This window comes from Okeania sp. (genome assembly GCF_983059655.1).
Genome location: NZ_CEZPJD010000071.1, coordinates 2,444 through 17,979 on the forward strand (window position 1 = coordinate 2,444; position 15,536 = coordinate 17,979).

Annotated in this window: 11 protein-coding genes; 5 read left to right on the forward strand and 6 right to left on the reverse strand. The window is 34.1% G+C overall.

The window, feature by feature from the left end:
* Positions 1-316 precede the first annotated feature (316 nt).
* Entirely contained in the window at positions 317-1,744 is a 1,428-nt protein-coding gene (locus AC3DU7_RS06735; RefSeq protein ID WP_488038585.1) for a proton extrusion protein PcxA, read from the forward strand.
* A gap of 96 nt (positions 1,745-1,840) precedes the next feature.
* On the opposite strand, the gene hpsU is transcribed toward AC3DU7_RS06735, so the two are convergent.
* The 5 genes from hpsU to AC3DU7_RS06760 form a co-directional block, all read right to left on the reverse strand.
* Positions 1,841-2,419 carry a hormogonium polysaccharide biosynthesis acetyltransferase HpsU gene (gene hpsU, locus AC3DU7_RS06740; protein WP_488038586.1) on the reverse strand — a complete coding sequence of 193 codons (579 nt, stop codon included), beginning with the start codon at positions 2,417-2,419 and terminating at the stop codon, positions 1,841-1,843.
* A 1,135-nt stretch (positions 2,420-3,554) separates the two neighbouring features.
* On the reverse strand, positions 3,555-4,505 hold the full coding sequence (locus AC3DU7_RS06745; RefSeq protein WP_488038587.1) for a glycosyltransferase family 2 protein: 951 nt from the start codon (positions 4,503-4,505) through the stop codon (positions 3,555-3,557).
* A gap of 139 nt (positions 4,506-4,644) precedes the next feature.
* Positions 4,645-5,853: an RNA-guided endonuclease InsQ/TnpB family protein gene (locus AC3DU7_RS06750; RefSeq protein ID WP_488038588.1), complete on the reverse strand. Its 1,209-nt coding sequence runs from the start codon at positions 5,851-5,853 to the stop codon at positions 4,645-4,647.
* Between the two features lie 362 nt (positions 5,854-6,215).
* Positions 6,216-7,133, reverse strand: a complete 918-nt coding sequence (locus AC3DU7_RS06755; RefSeq protein WP_488038589.1) for a glycosyltransferase family 2 protein — start codon at positions 7,131-7,133, stop codon at positions 6,216-6,218.
* 671 nt (positions 7,134-7,804) lie between these two features.
* Positions 7,805-9,316 carry an IS200/IS605 family accessory protein TnpB-related protein gene (locus AC3DU7_RS06760; RefSeq protein ID WP_488038590.1) on the reverse strand — a complete coding sequence of 504 codons (1,512 nt, stop codon included), beginning with the start codon at positions 9,314-9,316 and terminating at the stop codon, positions 7,805-7,807.
* A gap of 226 nt (positions 9,317-9,542) precedes the next feature.
* Between AC3DU7_RS06760 and cobU the strand changes: the two genes are divergently transcribed.
* The 4 genes from cobU (at position 9,543) to AC3DU7_RS06780 (ending at position 12,038) form a co-directional block, all read left to right on the forward strand.
* Positions 9,543-10,106: a bifunctional adenosylcobinamide kinase/adenosylcobinamide-phosphate guanylyltransferase gene (cobU, locus tag AC3DU7_RS06765; protein ID WP_488038591.1), complete on the forward strand. Its 564-nt coding sequence runs from the start codon at positions 9,543-9,545 to the stop codon at positions 10,104-10,106.
* A 141-nt stretch (positions 10,107-10,247) separates the two neighbouring features.
* A complete protein-coding gene (locus AC3DU7_RS06770; RefSeq protein ID WP_488038592.1) occupies positions 10,248-10,697 on the forward strand; it encodes a hypothetical protein in 450 nt (149 codons plus the stop codon).
* Between the two features lie 781 nt (positions 10,698-11,478).
* Positions 11,479-11,748 carry a hypothetical protein gene (locus tag AC3DU7_RS06775; RefSeq protein WP_488038593.1) on the forward strand — a complete coding sequence of 90 codons (270 nt, stop codon included), beginning with the start codon at positions 11,479-11,481 and terminating at the stop codon, positions 11,746-11,748.
* Between the two features lie 35 nt (positions 11,749-11,783).
* Positions 11,784-12,038 (forward strand): hypothetical protein, encoded by a 255-nt coding sequence (locus tag AC3DU7_RS06780; protein ID WP_488038594.1) that lies wholly within the window; start codon positions 11,784-11,786, stop codon positions 12,036-12,038.
* A gap of 657 nt (positions 12,039-12,695) precedes the next feature.
* Here AC3DU7_RS06780 and treY read toward each other — a convergent pair.
* Positions 12,696-15,536 (reverse strand): malto-oligosyltrehalose synthase (gene treY / locus AC3DU7_RS06785; RefSeq protein ID WP_488038595.1); only part of this gene is annotated, 2,841 nt, incomplete at its 5' end.

Consider the following 15,536-nt stretch of genomic DNA (forward strand, 5'->3'; position numbering starts at 1 on the left):
TGAATAGCGTATTTATGCTCACATTAAAAAGCAAAAATCTGCTAAGATACTAGTATAGGATGGCAGAAATAACTTACCAGTTACAGAATCCTAAAACATTTACAAATCAATACTTTTAACTTTTTACTTTTAACTTCCGCGTAATGGCACTAGATAAGTTGATAATAGTAAAAAGATATTATTTTTAAGTTGAAATTGCTTATTATCAAACATACAAATGTTCATTACTAGCTCTTTAAACTACTAACTTGAGATTATCAGTTCTAAATTTAATAAATAGTGGCGAGCTGATTGAACTTATCAGAAAATAATCGATATGGCTATTTACTCCTGGAAGCAATTTAAACTCTCTATTCTGAGTGCTAACGAGTGGTTTCGAGAAACTCCTGAAAGAGCTTTAGATATGGCTTATGATGCTGCTCTCAATATTAAGGCGATTGAAGAGAAGCATTTTGAAGGTCAAAAGATTTCTTTAACATCAGCTAGTTATGGTGATAGTGTTAAGTCTTATTTTAATTCTGAATTGAAGCGATATTTAACAGTTATTCAAACTAGATTAGCTGAGTTTAATGCAAGTATTTCAGTTGTTGGTATTTTTGAGAAAAATCAGCTTGGCTATAGCAAGGATAAATTTAATAAATCTTATCAGCAAGAATTTCAGGACCAACCATCAATTATTTTGGAAAAATTAGAGTTTATTGATAAAGTAGCTAGTCGATATCGTAAACAAACAAAATCTCCAATTAAAACATCTAATTCTATTGTAGAAGCGCCTGATTCTTCATCCTCTTTAGCTATCATATCTAGTCAAGATAATATTAATTCTACTAATAATATATCATCTAATAATTCTGCTATAAATACTACAGAAACACTAACAAGAGATCAACCTGAAACTAGCTTTCTACCCCGTTCATTATTAAGTACTTTTAAAAGAATCAAGAAAGAGTTAGACCCAGAAGCTGAAGAAGATGTAATTAAAAAATTTAGAAAATCTAAAGTTAAGACTATTACTTCGGTTAGATTTATTTTACTATTGATTTTAGTACCTCTACTGATTCACCAGTTATCAAAAATAACTTTTGTGGGTTACTTAGTTGATCGTTTTCTGCCAGTCTCTACTCAACAAGAAGAGATTTTTATTAACCGCGACTTGCAAGAAGAAGCTTTGATGGAGTTGCGTAAATATGAGGAAGAGCTTCATTTTCAAATTTATTTAGGCCATGCTCCTGAATTATTCCCAGAATTACATGAAACTGGAAAAGAAATTTCAGAAATACCCAAACTTGAAAGAGAAGAATTGATTGAGCATAAAGTAGAAGAAAAAGCTCAAGAAATAGCATCAGAATATAAAAATAGAAGTAATAATGCTATTAAAAATATTTTTTGTGACTTTATATCTTTGATTACTTTTGTTGGCATTATTTCTACTAACAGAAGAGATGTTGAGATTTTAAAGTCTTTTATGGATGATGTGATATATGGTCTTAGTGATAGTGCTAAGGCATTTATTCTAATTTTGTTAACAGATATGTTTGTGGGATTTCACTCCCCTCATGGTTGGGAAGTGATTTTGGAAAATGTTGCTAGACATTTTGGAGTAGCAGAAAGTAGGGATTTTAATTTCTTGTTTATTGCAACTTTTCCGGTGATTTTAGATGCTGTTTTTAAGTATTGGATATTCCGTTACTTGAACCGTAGTTCGCCTTCTGCAGTTGCAACTTACAAAAATATGAATGAATAGTTCAATAATTAATAATTAATAATTAATAATTAATAATTAATAATTAATAATTAAGGCTTACTGAAAATCCCCTACTCCCTCTTTTGGAGGAGAGGTCTAATGTTTAATTTCTCTTGGGTAACGAGGTTGACAAGGAGTTCCTAAACAAACCTGACCTGCTGGCATATCTTTAAAAACACTACTCCTAGCACCAATAACAGCATTAGCGCCAATATTAACACCTGGAGCAATAAAACAATCTGTAGCAACCCATGCACCATTATCAATATTAATACTTGCTGTTTGTAAACCAAATGTGGGGTCTTCTATATTATGACTTCCAGTGCAGAGGTAACTTTTTTGAGAGATAACGCAATGTTGACCTATTTCTATACGGTCAAGACTATACAAAACTACTTCATCTCCGATCCAACTATAGTCGCCGATCGCTATTTTCCAAGGGTAGGTAAATCTGGCAGTGGGGCGAATTAAAACTCCTTTACCAATTTTGGCTCCAAAGAGATTTAATATTAGTCGTCTCACACCATATAAAGGTTGAGGAGTTAGCGGGAAAGTAATTGCTTGTACTAACCACCACAGTAATACGAACCAACCCGGTTTACCTCGGTCATACCAAGATTGGTTATATTTGCGAAGATCGACCCAAGATTCTGTTTGTTGGTTATTTGTCGTCATTGAGAGTTAAATTTTTTTAGGCTTGACTTTGATTAAATAATTTTATGCTATAAAGATATTTATACTAGGTAAATAGTAACTTTTATACTTTTACTAAAATTTAAAAAAAAATACCATCGGATCTTGATTATTATATTACTACAGAATAGTTAAGTTAATTTTGAAAGGTTTATTTAATTTATTTTGACTATGGAATAGATTAATGAACTGAGTCAAAAAAATAGCAAATCTACATAATAATTTCATCTATTTCTGTGATTAGTTTTCTGGTTTATATTAGTGTAAAAATAATTTTTCGATAGTAATTAATCTCTTCATCTGAATAATTCCCGGTTAGCTTTTTTTCTGTCTTTGAAGCAATTTATCTAAAACTTGGTACCTACCGATTTGAAATTCCCGTACTTTTTAAATGACTCCTGTGAAATAACAATTTTTGTTAATCCAGACTTTGCGGATATAATATTACTTCTTCCTTAATGCTATAAAAATCAAAATAAGGAAGTAGAAAATAGGTTAGTTGTCCTCTTTCTACCTCTTTTAAATGTGCGATAAATTTCAGATTAATTAGGGTTTGCTGATTAAATATCAAAGCATTGACTGATATTGCTTGCAGCCTTTTATTGTTGAAAAAATTACAAGCTTTTCGGTTGTTCAAGCTCAAAAAGCTAGTATTTTGGGATGATTATGGCAGAAAAATCAAGGAACAATTTTTACCGAATAATTAATAATTCAATAATTCAATAATTCAATAATTCAATAATTCAGGTTTAAAGCCTCCCCTTTCAAGGGGAAAAAAATAAATTTTCTCCTTTTATTCAATCCTCTTCCTTTTAGGGAGAGGTAATTATCAATTATCAATTATCAATTATCCATTATTGAAGACTCCTACCCTTACCAAAATACTTTATTCAGCAAACCCTAATTAGCTAAATTTTTGGCATTACTGATTCTAGCTATCAAGTCGAGTATGAGGATAAATTTAGAGTTATCTATCTATCAGAATCATCAGCAATAAAACCAAGCTTTTCTGGTCGCTTCTTTTATACTTTTACTGATAACTGATAACTGAAATTACCCTCAAATTTAACCACTGTAAATAAATATTTTAGATATTTTACTTACCTTAGTCTGACTACTAGCTACTACTTGCTGAATCTACCTGAGCAACTGGCCGAGGTTTAGAAGTTTTTTCGATTTTCTTAACAGTATTTAACTGACCACCACAATCTTTAAGTTCGTAAAGTTTAACGCCTATTTGATACTCATATTGACTCAGTAACCTACCATAAATATATCCTGCTTTACCATCTAAAAACCCTAATTGAATAAAGTAAAATAAAATAAACCTCAAAATCGGTTTAAATGGTAACCTTACCCATATCTTCTTCAGAAAACGTTTACGCTGTACCGCATCCCCAAATAAACTTGCACCAATAGTTCCATCATCATCTTGACCAGTAAGTATATTGTAATGTACTCGCGCTTCCCAATTAGAATAACGATTATGTCTTTCTATCCAGTGAAATAAATCGCGAAAATCTTCGTGAAGCATATCATTTTTCAGATAGCCTACCTTTCCATTCAAAACAACATGTTCATGCACTTCATTATCTCCCGTATTAGGCACTCCCTCAGTTCCTAAATTCTCGTAGCGACCTTCTTTATGCTTAAATAAACGCAGATTCCAATCAGGATATTTACCTCCATAACGAATCCATTTACCTAGAAAAAATACTCTTCTATTAAGGTAGTAACCATTGTAATTTGAGTCTTGAATAGCTACAGAAATTTCATCCCATTGTTCTGGAGTAATACGTTCGTCACAATCAACAATAAGTACCCACTCATTCCGAAATGGCAAATTTTCTAAAGACCAATTTTTCTTTTTTGGCCATTGACCATTAAAATGGAACTGTACTAAATTTGCTCCATAACTTTCTACAATTTCCCCAGAGCGATCGCTGCTTTGAGAATCTACCACAAATATCTCATCTGCTCTTGCGACACTATCTAGGCAAGCGGGTAAATTTTTTTCTTCATTCTTAGCCGGGATGAGAACTGAAACTGGTATCTTAGATGATGTCATAGTTAAGAATTCTATAAATAAATGGGAATTACCTTATTTTATTATCGCTATAGTTCATAAAAATATAGTCAAATATGACATATCCTTATTTTGCAGGTGTTATCCTGACTGGGTGAACTACAACACCACGCCAGTTGCTTCAAGTCGGGGAACCCGCCCAACGCACTGGCTTCTCTATCCCATAGTCAAAGACATTTGGGACTGCTTTTTTCATTATGTTTAGAGAACCGTTGACATCAGCATTGATTAATCCAATGCTAGCGGTACGATACAAACCTCTTTTTATTCTTTTTCCTGAGAAAGTGACTTGATTTTTCTCACCTTTCTTGTAAACAGGAATCAAATCATTATCTATAAAACTTGATGCGGAGGTATAAGATTCTTCTGTAATAATTACTTTTATCCCTACCATCTTCGCTTTATAAGATAACATTTCAATTAACTTTTTATAGGGAACACAGACAAAATTTTGATTGTTTCTTTTCCCTAAACCTATCTTCTGCTTCCACTCTTGATTGTGCCCAATTATCAATGTTCCTATTTTCTGATTAATTAGAGTATCAATAATTAAACGAGATGCTTTATGAAGATAGTCATTGATTTTGAATTCTCTTTTATTACAAAGTTTTTTCAGTCTTTTGCTTGAGCTATTTTCCTGGAGTTGAGATTGTAGGAAGCTTTTCACTTTGTTATAGTATTGATTGATAGATTTTAACGGTCTGCCATTGATCAAGAGTGCTTTGATTTCAGCTTGATTAAAAGTTAATGTAGCTAGATTGTTTAATCCTATATCAATACTGGCACAACGATTTTTCTCTAGCTCGTATTGTTTTTCGCATTTCTCATAAATTACCTCTATTACATAATGGTTCAGTCTAGGGACGAGACGAACTTGTTTAATTTGTGAAGTAGGTACTAATGTTTTTAGATAAATTCCTGTTTTACTAGGATTAATAATTCCTTGTTTTAATTGTTTTTTGCTGATAGCTTGTGTCGTATAAACTACAAGATTTCTTCCCGTTATTTTATTTTTATATCTAGGAAGACGAGGCCGAGATTTAAACTTTGATGGGTTCTGTTTATAAATTTCGTTTGCTGCTAAAAAGCTTTTCCAGTTTCTATCTAGTATCATCAATATTTGTTGAGATACTTTAGCTGGAATTGCTTGATAATCTGATTGAGTAGAGAGTGTCTTTTGCAGGTCATAATAAGATAGATTTGTCTTTTCAAATATAAAAGACTGACGAACTAAATAATTAGCATAGTTATAGAGATTTTTAGACAAGAAACACAGTTGGTCAATTTCAGAATAAAACCGATGATTTTTTGTATGGGATATGTCTCTCAACTAATCTCATAAATCAAGGGGTTAAAATTATATTAGGATTCGAGGACTTAGGAATTTTTCTGATTATTTAGTCTGAAACTCAAATGCCAATTTCATTATACTATTAAACCTTTGTAAACCTTTGACCTTGGAGTTATTAAATTTTGTCAAATATTTAGTAGCTCTTTTGTATAAATCAACGAAGATATTTGACGTTACTTGACTATATATGACTATATTTATGTATAACTTTATATTATACTCTGAAGGCACTAAGGGTTTTGTATTGAGTTGCCTTGGGTTAGCCTTTAGGTAGATAGATTTGATGTTGAGTGGCCTTAGATTAGCATTTCGGCATACCACCTAACCTAACTACCTAAAACCTACTTTGTAGATATCATGCCTTGAATAGCAGCACCTAGATAGCCTATTTGAGCATAAGCATAGACAAAATTATCAAAACGCTTGGCCGGGTCTGCTATATTTTTGAGAGACTTATACACACCTCTAATCATTCTCTCACTACCCTTTCCTAGTTGTCTGAGACCAGCTTGACCAGCTAGTTGTTCGCGATAACATTCGCTAATGCCTTGCCACCAACCTCTTTCAATAAACCACGAAGGTCTAACCCTCTCAGGAGCTACATTATGAGCAACCAAAGCTTCAGGCAAATAAGCTACTTGCCAACCTTGCTTTATTGCTAATTCTGTGGTATGCAACTCCTCATTAGACAATAGCTTTTTGCCGACTCGGCCTAAGTTCGTATCAAAACCACCAATTTGTTCGAGAAATGTACGACGAATGGAATAATTTAAACCTCTAGGAGTTAAACCAGGCTGATTAATATAAACTACAGAATCACCAAGGTCATAGTAACCGAGGTTTCCTGATAATTCTGGAGAAAGCCATTTGGGGGGGCTAATTCCTTCTGGCCAAATCAAAGTAACTTTACCACCAGCGATCGCTAGTTTTTCATTACTTTGAAAAGCTTCTTCCAATACTCTTAACCATTGGGAACTAGCAACAGCATCATCATCAAGATAAGCTAAAATTTCAGCACTGGCTGCTTTTGCCCCTGTATTTCTGGCCACAGATAGTCCTGTGATTGGCTCATAGACATATTTCAGATTGGGACTGGGATATCTTGCTTCTACTACTTCGCGGGTGCGGTCGGTGGAAGCATTGTCTACCACTACTACTTCAAAGTTACCAGGAAAATCCTGTCCAAGCAGGCTATCTATGGCAGCTCCTAAGTAATTCTCCCGATTATGAGTACAGATAATAGCAGATATTTGGGCCATAGTTAATTCTTACTATTTTACTATTGGAGTTTTCTGAGATTTTGGCCGAATTTACTATTTACTAATTACTAATTACTAATTTACCGAAAATTTGGGTTTAAAGCCTCCCCCTTTCAGGGGGACTTTATGTTATTATGGAAACAGCGGAAAGGTATTCAACCGCTCTAAAAACCTATAGCTACTTAACTGTAGCGTTTGCACCTTGAAAACTGCGGTCAGACCCCGCGTCGCCGTTAGGCGCAAGGGAATGCTGACCAAGAGAAGAGTTATGGGGTTTTGCACAGGAATGCTTGTGCATGGAAAAGCTCTAAGCATCAAGTACCAGAGAACCAATTTTTTTTAAGGTTTGAACTGTACCGTAGGGCATACGGGAACAGGCTCTTGGAATAGAGCAAACGCTTGGGGAGAGAATCATCTCTGGGCTAAGTATCGCAAGGTAATTAGTTTAAGTGGACTCAGTGTTGGCGTAGCCTTGCGTCAGCAAACCAAGAATCCTGGTTTCAGGAGAATCTCCGCGCCTTTAGGCCGGAGAGTATGTCAATATCCTTATATTTTCACCTTCTTGAAAACTAGACATGCGCTAGACATTTGCCATCGGTGAGTGCAAATGATTTCATTACTCACCCGTTTCAATGTGTACTTGCTGTGAAAGTTGATGTTCCGCCCATAAACTATGGGGAGCGGATTCCCTCTAGGGCTTTCCTCCATCGAAAAAGTTGAGTCCTTCGGATACGATGTAGTTTAATAAAACTAGCAACTCGTCGCCAATGACTCCAATCATGTTTGTTGACATCCTCTGGTCTCAACAAACACTGTGGTATTTTTTCTGATAACTTTAAGGATCTACGGCCAATCACTAAAGCAGCAGCAGTGCCACTATTAAGGCCGTATTTAGCCATATAATTAATCATTCCAATTACGCTGGTAAAAGCTGGATTCACTCTGATTAATTCCACTCCAAATCTTCTACAACGTGACTCTAAAGTTTCTCTAAATATTCTAGTAGACAATAAGACAAGCATTTCATTGTAAACTTTACTTTCTTCACTCATCTTGGCCTTTTTCTTACTAAAGTCTAGAGACTCAATGGCTATTGCACATTCAAAAAACTCTGCTAAGAACACAACTTGACAAACAATATTTCTCATGGATGCTTGTCGTTGTCCTGTAGTTTGATTTTTCCACTCTCTAGATATGTCTTCTAAATATTCAATATTTCCATCCCACTTTACATAAGTAACTGAAATTGAATCAGCGTTCAAATCAATACCTATACAACCATTTTTTCTTGTATGAACTACTGGTGTTTCTGGTACATAAGTTGAAAGATGTATATACCAATTATCCTGTTTATGTTCTCTACGAAAAATAGAAATTGTGATTGGTTTTAAACTATTGATGGCATAATCTAAATCTGTTGCTCTATATCTCCCATTCCTATCTGAAACACTAAATTCTAGCTGTATTTTCTGACCATATTTGCCTTGTAATGGTCTAGGTAATTGAACTTGTAGTTGATATTTACCACCCTCTTGTAATGGAAAAACTTTGAGCATAGTTCCACCCCCAGGCTGAGATTTTCCCACACAGAAAAACCTCCCTGACCGTTTCTTACTCCAATCTACACCCCATTCATGTCGAGTTTTATATCCATTTTCTGCTAAATTATATTGGGCATTAAATAATTTCTGAGAACCAAAACAAATATGTAAACGTTCTGTAGAATTTAACTTCTTTAATTTTCGTTTCAGACTAGCTATTTTCTGAATTTTACTTTTTAACAAGAGCAATTGATGAAAAAATTTATTTCGAGCTTGTGTGTGTGGAAAACCTTTTTTCGTCGCTAATTTTAATGTTTTTTCTAGCTTAGTGATGAGTTTTTTTGTTCCAGTTGTTTTGGCGCTTAATTGTAACTCTAATTTAGTGATATAGTTATTTTTAGCTGTTTTTAATTGGTTTAAACATTGAGCTGGTTCAGTGGCGATTGAATCAGCCCATGCCCATTGAATGTTCAACTTTTTCATCAGACGCTTTTCTAGTTCAGATTCTGACAATTTTTCTGTTTGCATCCAGTTAACAGCAGAACGTTTCCAGCATTCATACAATGCTCCGAGTTCTGTGTTTGCAGGATGGTATTCAATTTTGGCTTCTATCCCTGTTAAGGAACTGTGAGATTTGGCCATTACTTACATTGAATTACTTCACTCTAAGGTTAGCAGAGCAAGTCTTTGGGTGTCAATCATATTTGTGATAGCTTTGACATGAACTCAAGTTTCGTGTCAGGTCCCTAATTTTTCTGCTCTAGATTGTCTCACATCCTAGACATTTTGTAGATGTTTGTCCAGGATAGTCTATATTTTTTGGTGTTAGTAAACAACAGTTTACACTGGATAATCTTTTTGCATTCTCATGAATTCTCCTCCAGTCACTTCTAAGAAAATAATTTTGGTTACAGGTCCTGCTCGTTCTGGTAAAAGTGAGTGGGCTGAAAATTTGGCTATTAATTCTCACAAACAAGTAATTTATATAGCTACTTCTCAAGTTGATGGTAACGATCTAGAGTGGCAAACTCGAATTGAACAACATCAAAACCGTCGCCCTCGTGATTGGACTACTTTAGAAATACCTGTGAAACTATCAGAAACTTTGACTACTTATGCACATGAAGATTACTGTATTTTGGTAGATTCTTTAGGTACTTGGTTAGCTAATATTTTGTCACAAAATGAAGCAGCTTGGAATGAAACAATAACCGCTTTAATTGAAGCTTTATTAAAAGCTAATTGTGATGTAATTTTAGTGGGTGAAGAAACAGGTTGGGGAGTAGTTCCTTCATTTCCTATCGGACGGCTATTTCGCGATCGCCTTGGTTATCTGATTCGTCGAATTGGAGTCATTTCTCAGTCTGTTTATCTTGTCACAGGAGGTCATGTTTTGAATCTTAGTACTTTAGGCACACCTTTAAACATTTAATTCTTAATTTATTCTAAAGAAATAAAATATTAGGTTCACTCCCCAATGTTGACAATAGAAAAGTTAGAATGAAGGTAGATGAACGAGGCTATTTATTGGCTTTGAAGTTCAATTAAACGGAAAATATCGGAGCTAAGAGTTATGGCATCTCACAATCGAGTCAAACAATATATTGCCTATTGGTTTCAGTTAGGCAAGAAAGTATTAATCAGGAATGGTCAAGTAGCTATAAAACCTCAAGCTGTACTTTTAGGCGATCGCTACAGTCAAGATTTTGAATCATGCTGGCAACAAATTTTATCTTCTGAATCAGGAGATTGTTTTTTGGAGGGGACACATCAAACAATTGCAGAATTATTATCTCCAGAATGGGACATTAGTGATTGTGCCCGTTGTTCCATGCCTATCCCATCTCGTGTCAAAGGAATGCCCCCAGATTGTTGTCCATGTTTCGATTTACCTAGTTGGCCTGATAATGAAAAGCCATTGCCACGATCGCCCATCAGTAATAAATCATATTTATTAGGTATTTGTGAGCGGTTATTTAATAAAGAGGAAAATATTACTGTCGATACTCCCTTTTCTAAATAGATATCTCCAAATAATAAAAAATCAAATCAATGATTATCCATAAAATTATGAATTATTTCTCCCTGCTTCATACTCCTTCTTTTCTGGGGATGTCTAATCAACTGGAGTTTAGACTAATTAGGGTTTGCTGAAAAAGTCTTTTTTTCAGAGGAGGAGCCAGAATGTCCTACGGAATGCTCCGCAAACAGAATCGGTGAAGTCAGGAGGAATGGGAATTATAGAAGAGTGGGATTACAATGACTTTGAAGTTGATTTTCTAGAGCCTGTGCTATGGCTTAATTAGGCCCTCGCAAGACTTTTCAAAGAGTTTGAATAAACGCAAGGCTTAACTCAAACTCACTAAAAAAGACAAATAATAATATTGATAACTTATTACATAACCCAAGGCTTACATTAAGCTTGGATTCTAAGTCTCAAGTTTTTCCCTCTTTACGTACTACATATTGTTGTGCATAATGTAGGTTTTAGTAAACATTATATCAATTTAGTATTAAACTCACATTCCGCACGTCAATTTGTAATATCAAAAGTAGTATACAATTTCTATTATTTGGTAAGTATTTATACTTTATAAATTACTTCTCAAAAGTTAAATTCTCAGTAAAATTTTAAGCATAAATACTCAATTTGTACGTTATTATTTTCTCCTGAATTCTGGATTCTGACTCCTAATTTTTTATACTACGTTTTGTCGTGCGGAATGTAGGCTGAAAAGTTTGTTTGTCAACCAGATGCAGAAACAGCAGCAAGAAAGCTGTTTAAAAAGTTTTTAGATCACGAATTGACAGAAATTAATTTTCAATTCGTAGAGTCGAAATCTGATAAATATTTTCCTTATGAAGTCCAAGTAAAACTGGACTTAAGAGAGTCAAAAATAGAATTAGAAAAAAAACGAGCAGGTCGATTTATATTAGCAACAAATATCTTGGATGGGATGGAATTAACCACAGAAGAAATGTTGTCTAAATATAAGGGACAACAATCTGTTGAGAGAGGTTTTAGGTTCCTCAAAGACCCTCTGTTTTTAACTGATAGTGTCTTCTCTTCCTGAAATCATCTCATCGAATCGAAGCTTTGGGGTTAATTATGGGCTTATGTTTATTGGTTTATACTTTAGGCCAGCGTCAACTACGTCAAACTTTAAACCGGACTAAATCTACTGTCAAAAATCAATTAGGCCGTCCTACAAATAGACCAACATTACGTTGGATATTTCAATGTTTTCAGTCGATTCATTTATTGATTCATTCCGGAGTTAAGAGCATATCTAATCTAACTCCGGAGCGTTTAGAATTATTGAAGTTTTTTCCTCCAAGTTGTCAAAAATACTATCTACTGTAAGAATAAGAAACTTGAGATGAAAACAGGTAGAGAGCCAAAATAATCAAGGATTGAATAATAGTTGAATTAACCACTTGGCAATTATTTAAGATGCGATAGAACTCCGTTCCGCTTCGCGATCGCTCAAGTGATAGAGGAATTTTGGTAATTTTTGAGTTGGTCTATTAGCGATTTCCGGCAACTGATATCATTATATCAGGCTTTCATGGAGTCCCGCAGGAGTCACAAGCAAGTTCAAAGCCCTTTGGTCAAAGCTTTTAACCTACATCACTCAAAAAAAAATAGGGTAAAGATTGGTGATTAACTTATTGATTTGTGACCACCTCCTACCCAATACTATGAGTCTAAATACTTACTCAAGTTTTACCATGTTTACGTACTACATTTTGTCGTGCGGAATGTGGGTTCTAATGTATCCTAATCGCGCCAATTTTTCTTGACTTTCAGTATTAATACTTAATTAATTGTGTTGGCGGAGCCTAGCGGCAGCTACATCGCTTTCTTACGGTATTTTTGTACTACCTTTTGAAGTGCGGAATGTGGGTTAAAGTACCTTGAGCAAGTCATTTTTGCGAAAAATAATCCCGCCTTCTAAAAGTTTTCTGGCGGGCTAAATTTTATTTTGATAAAATCTCAAAATTAAAACCTAAAGTATACTTAATTGTGAGAATCTACCGTTAGTTCAGAATCATTATTTGTTTCACCCTGCTCATTAATTAATAATGCTACAGGAAAATGATTCAGTACATTTCTAATCCATAAAGTATCCTCTTTCTCTTCTTGAAGTTTTTGTTGAGTAATTGCATTTTTCCACACCAAAGAAGAACCAGAAGGTAAACAGATTCGAGTCTCACGCCATACTTGTTCTCCTAAAGGATTTTCTCCTTCTTGAATCAATTTAGTTAATAATCTGGGAGCTATAATAATCGCTGTACTATCTCCCCATTTTCTAGAGAAAGCAACTATATGATTTTTCAAACTACCCATAACAATTAACTTTTGGTAATCTCCTCTTTGAAATAAATCTAAATACTCTCGGCGTGCTTGCAAAGCTTGGTAAATTAAAAACATTTTAATCTTACCAGTCTCTGGAGTTTGTAAAATTTCTTCAATCAATCCTAAAATATCGGACTCTATTTTTGTTTTAATTTCCTCTAGAAACTCTGCTCTTTTTTCAAAATCAACGGGACGACGATTATCAGGGTCCACAAGACTCAAATCCCACAATTCTGTACCTTGATAAATATCAGGAACTCCAGGAGAAGTAAGTTTCAAAAAAGTCTGAGATAAAGAATTAAAAACACCGTAATGTTGAACCTTACGTTGCAAAGGTCGGAAAGCTGGTAAAAATTCATTATCTTCTGACTTTTTCAGTAGATGTTCTACAAATTTAATAAGTGAACTTTCGTAATCATCATCCGGTCTTAACCAACCTGTATTAACTTTTGCTTCTCGAATTGCTTTAATAATATACTCTTTAATCCTTTCGACAAAAGTTGGATATTCACTTTCATCAAAGGGAAAAGCACCCAACAAAGTCTGATATAAAAAATATTCATCATTAGATGCAGGAACATCTATACCTGCTACACAATATTTTTGAGTTGCATTAATCTCCTGCCATTTTTGTAGATAACTTTCCCATTCTTCTGGAATTTCTGATAGTACATTAATTCGCGTTCTGACATCTTCCCCACGTTTTGTATCGTGAGTAGAACTTCCACTCATAGTGTGAGGCCAATACGCAATACGATGTTGATTAAATCCATGAAAATCTTCGACTGAAACTCCAAATTTACTAGGAGTTGAACCAACTTCATTCAGAGAAATAAGTCGATTATAAACATATAAAACAGTATCTTCTACACCTTTTGCCATTAAAGGTCCGGTAAATTGTTGTAACCGCATTACAAAGTGTAGCCATTTATCTTTATCTTCCTGGTTTAAATGCTCATCAAATTCTAACAACAAGAACTTCTCAATAAAAGTCAATTCATTCAAAAGTTCATTAATAAAGAAAGGAATTTTCTCTTTAGTTTTAGCAATTACTCTCTGAATACATTCTCGGTCTGCGTTACTAACCCCTTCTTTACTAACATAAGTTCGATACACCGGAAACACCGACATAACTTCTACTAAAGCTGCTTTCAAACCAAAAATAGTAAAATCGCTGGCATATCGATATTTACTAGAAATATCTTTAAGTAAGTGAGCTAAATTATCAATATCTCCTGCTAAATGTTTATTAATAATCAGCCTTTGATTTTCATCAGCTAGCTGCCCATAATTAGAAGTACCTTTAATAAAACGAGAATAAATCCGATCGAATTCTTCCTCATTAAAATGGTCACAAAAAAGACCATTAACATAGTTTAAAAAATCGTAACCTGTAGTTCCTTGAACTGGCCAATTAACAGGTAAATCTTCGCTGGGTTCAAGAATTTTTTCGACAACTATATAGGGAGCATTTGCTTTTTCTCTCAGTCTGTTTAAATACTGAGCAGGAGAGTACAGTCCATCAATATGATCGATTCTCAAACCTGTAAATTTTTTCTGTTTTAACATTTCTAAAATTAGAGCATGAGTAGTATTAAATACTTGCTCATCTTCTACTCTGACCGAAATTAAATCATTTACTGTAAAAAATCTTCGGTAGTTTAACTCTTCATTACCCACTTTCCAGAAAGATAAGCGAAAGTATTGCTCGGATAATAATTTATCTAATAAGTCAAAACTTTCTGGCTTTCCTGGAACGCCATTAAAAGTCTTTATATTGTCTTCAATGAATTTTTTAATATGTGGATTTTCATTCCATAGTTCCCACAACATCCCTTTGATGAAACTAATTTGGTCATATCTTTCTCTACCCTCAGATCCAGAAGGGATATATTTTAAGCTATAGAGAACTCCTTGTAATTTAACAAAATCTTGGTTTTTTCTGCCTAATTTATTTCTTAATTTGCCGAGATTGTAGGTTAATACTTGAGTATAAGAATCAATTCTAATTGGAAATTGATGGTCATAATAGTTAACAGCTAATCCATTTTGACCGTAATTAAGTTTTAACTCTCCACTTTCGAGACAGTCTCCATAAAACTTACCTAAAAAAGGTGCTAAAACTCTACCTTTGATTCCTTCATAAGGATGATTCCAGTCAATATCAAAATAGTCACGATATTGAGATTCAGGACCATTTTCTAAGACATCTACTAGAATATGATTTTGGCTACCAAATGCCATGTGATTAGGCACAATATCCTGTAGCCATCCCATTTCATTACTTTTGATTTCTGTAGCTAATTCGGTAAATTTTTCTTGGCCTCCTAATTCAGGATTAAGTATATTAGGATTGACTACATCATATCCATGGTTACTACCTGTTTTTGCTTTAAATATAGGAGAAGCATAAATATCAGAAATTCCTAGTTCAGCTAAGTATGGAACTATAACTTTAGCTGCATCAAAGCCAAAATGAGGAGTAAATTGAATTCTATAGGT

Coding starts and splice junctions, on each gene's coding strand:
- AC3DU7_RS06735 (WP_488038585.1), top strand. CDS start 317: ATGGCTATTTACTCCTGGAAGCAATTTAAACTCTCTATTCTGAGTGCT.
- hpsU (WP_488038586.1), bottom strand. CDS start 2,419: ATGACGACAAATAACCAACAAACAGAATCTTGGGTCGATCTTCGCAAA.
- AC3DU7_RS06745 (WP_488038587.1), bottom strand. CDS start 4,505: ATGACATCATCTAAGATACCAGTTTCAGTTCTCATCCCGGCTAAGAAT.
- AC3DU7_RS06755 (WP_488038589.1), bottom strand. CDS start 7,133: ATGGCCCAAATATCTGCTATTATCTGTACTCATAATCGGGAGAATTAC.
- AC3DU7_RS06760 (WP_488038590.1), bottom strand. CDS start 9,316: ATGGCCAAATCTCACAGTTCCTTAACAGGGATAGAAGCCAAAATTGAA.
- cobU (WP_488038591.1), top strand. CDS start 9,543: ATGAATTCTCCTCCAGTCACTTCTAAGAAAATAATTTTGGTTACAGGT.
- AC3DU7_RS06770 (WP_488038592.1), top strand. CDS start 10,248: ATGGCATCTCACAATCGAGTCAAACAATATATTGCCTATTGGTTTCAG.
- AC3DU7_RS06780 (WP_488038594.1), top strand. CDS start 11,784: ATGGGCTTATGTTTATTGGTTTATACTTTAGGCCAGCGTCAACTACGT.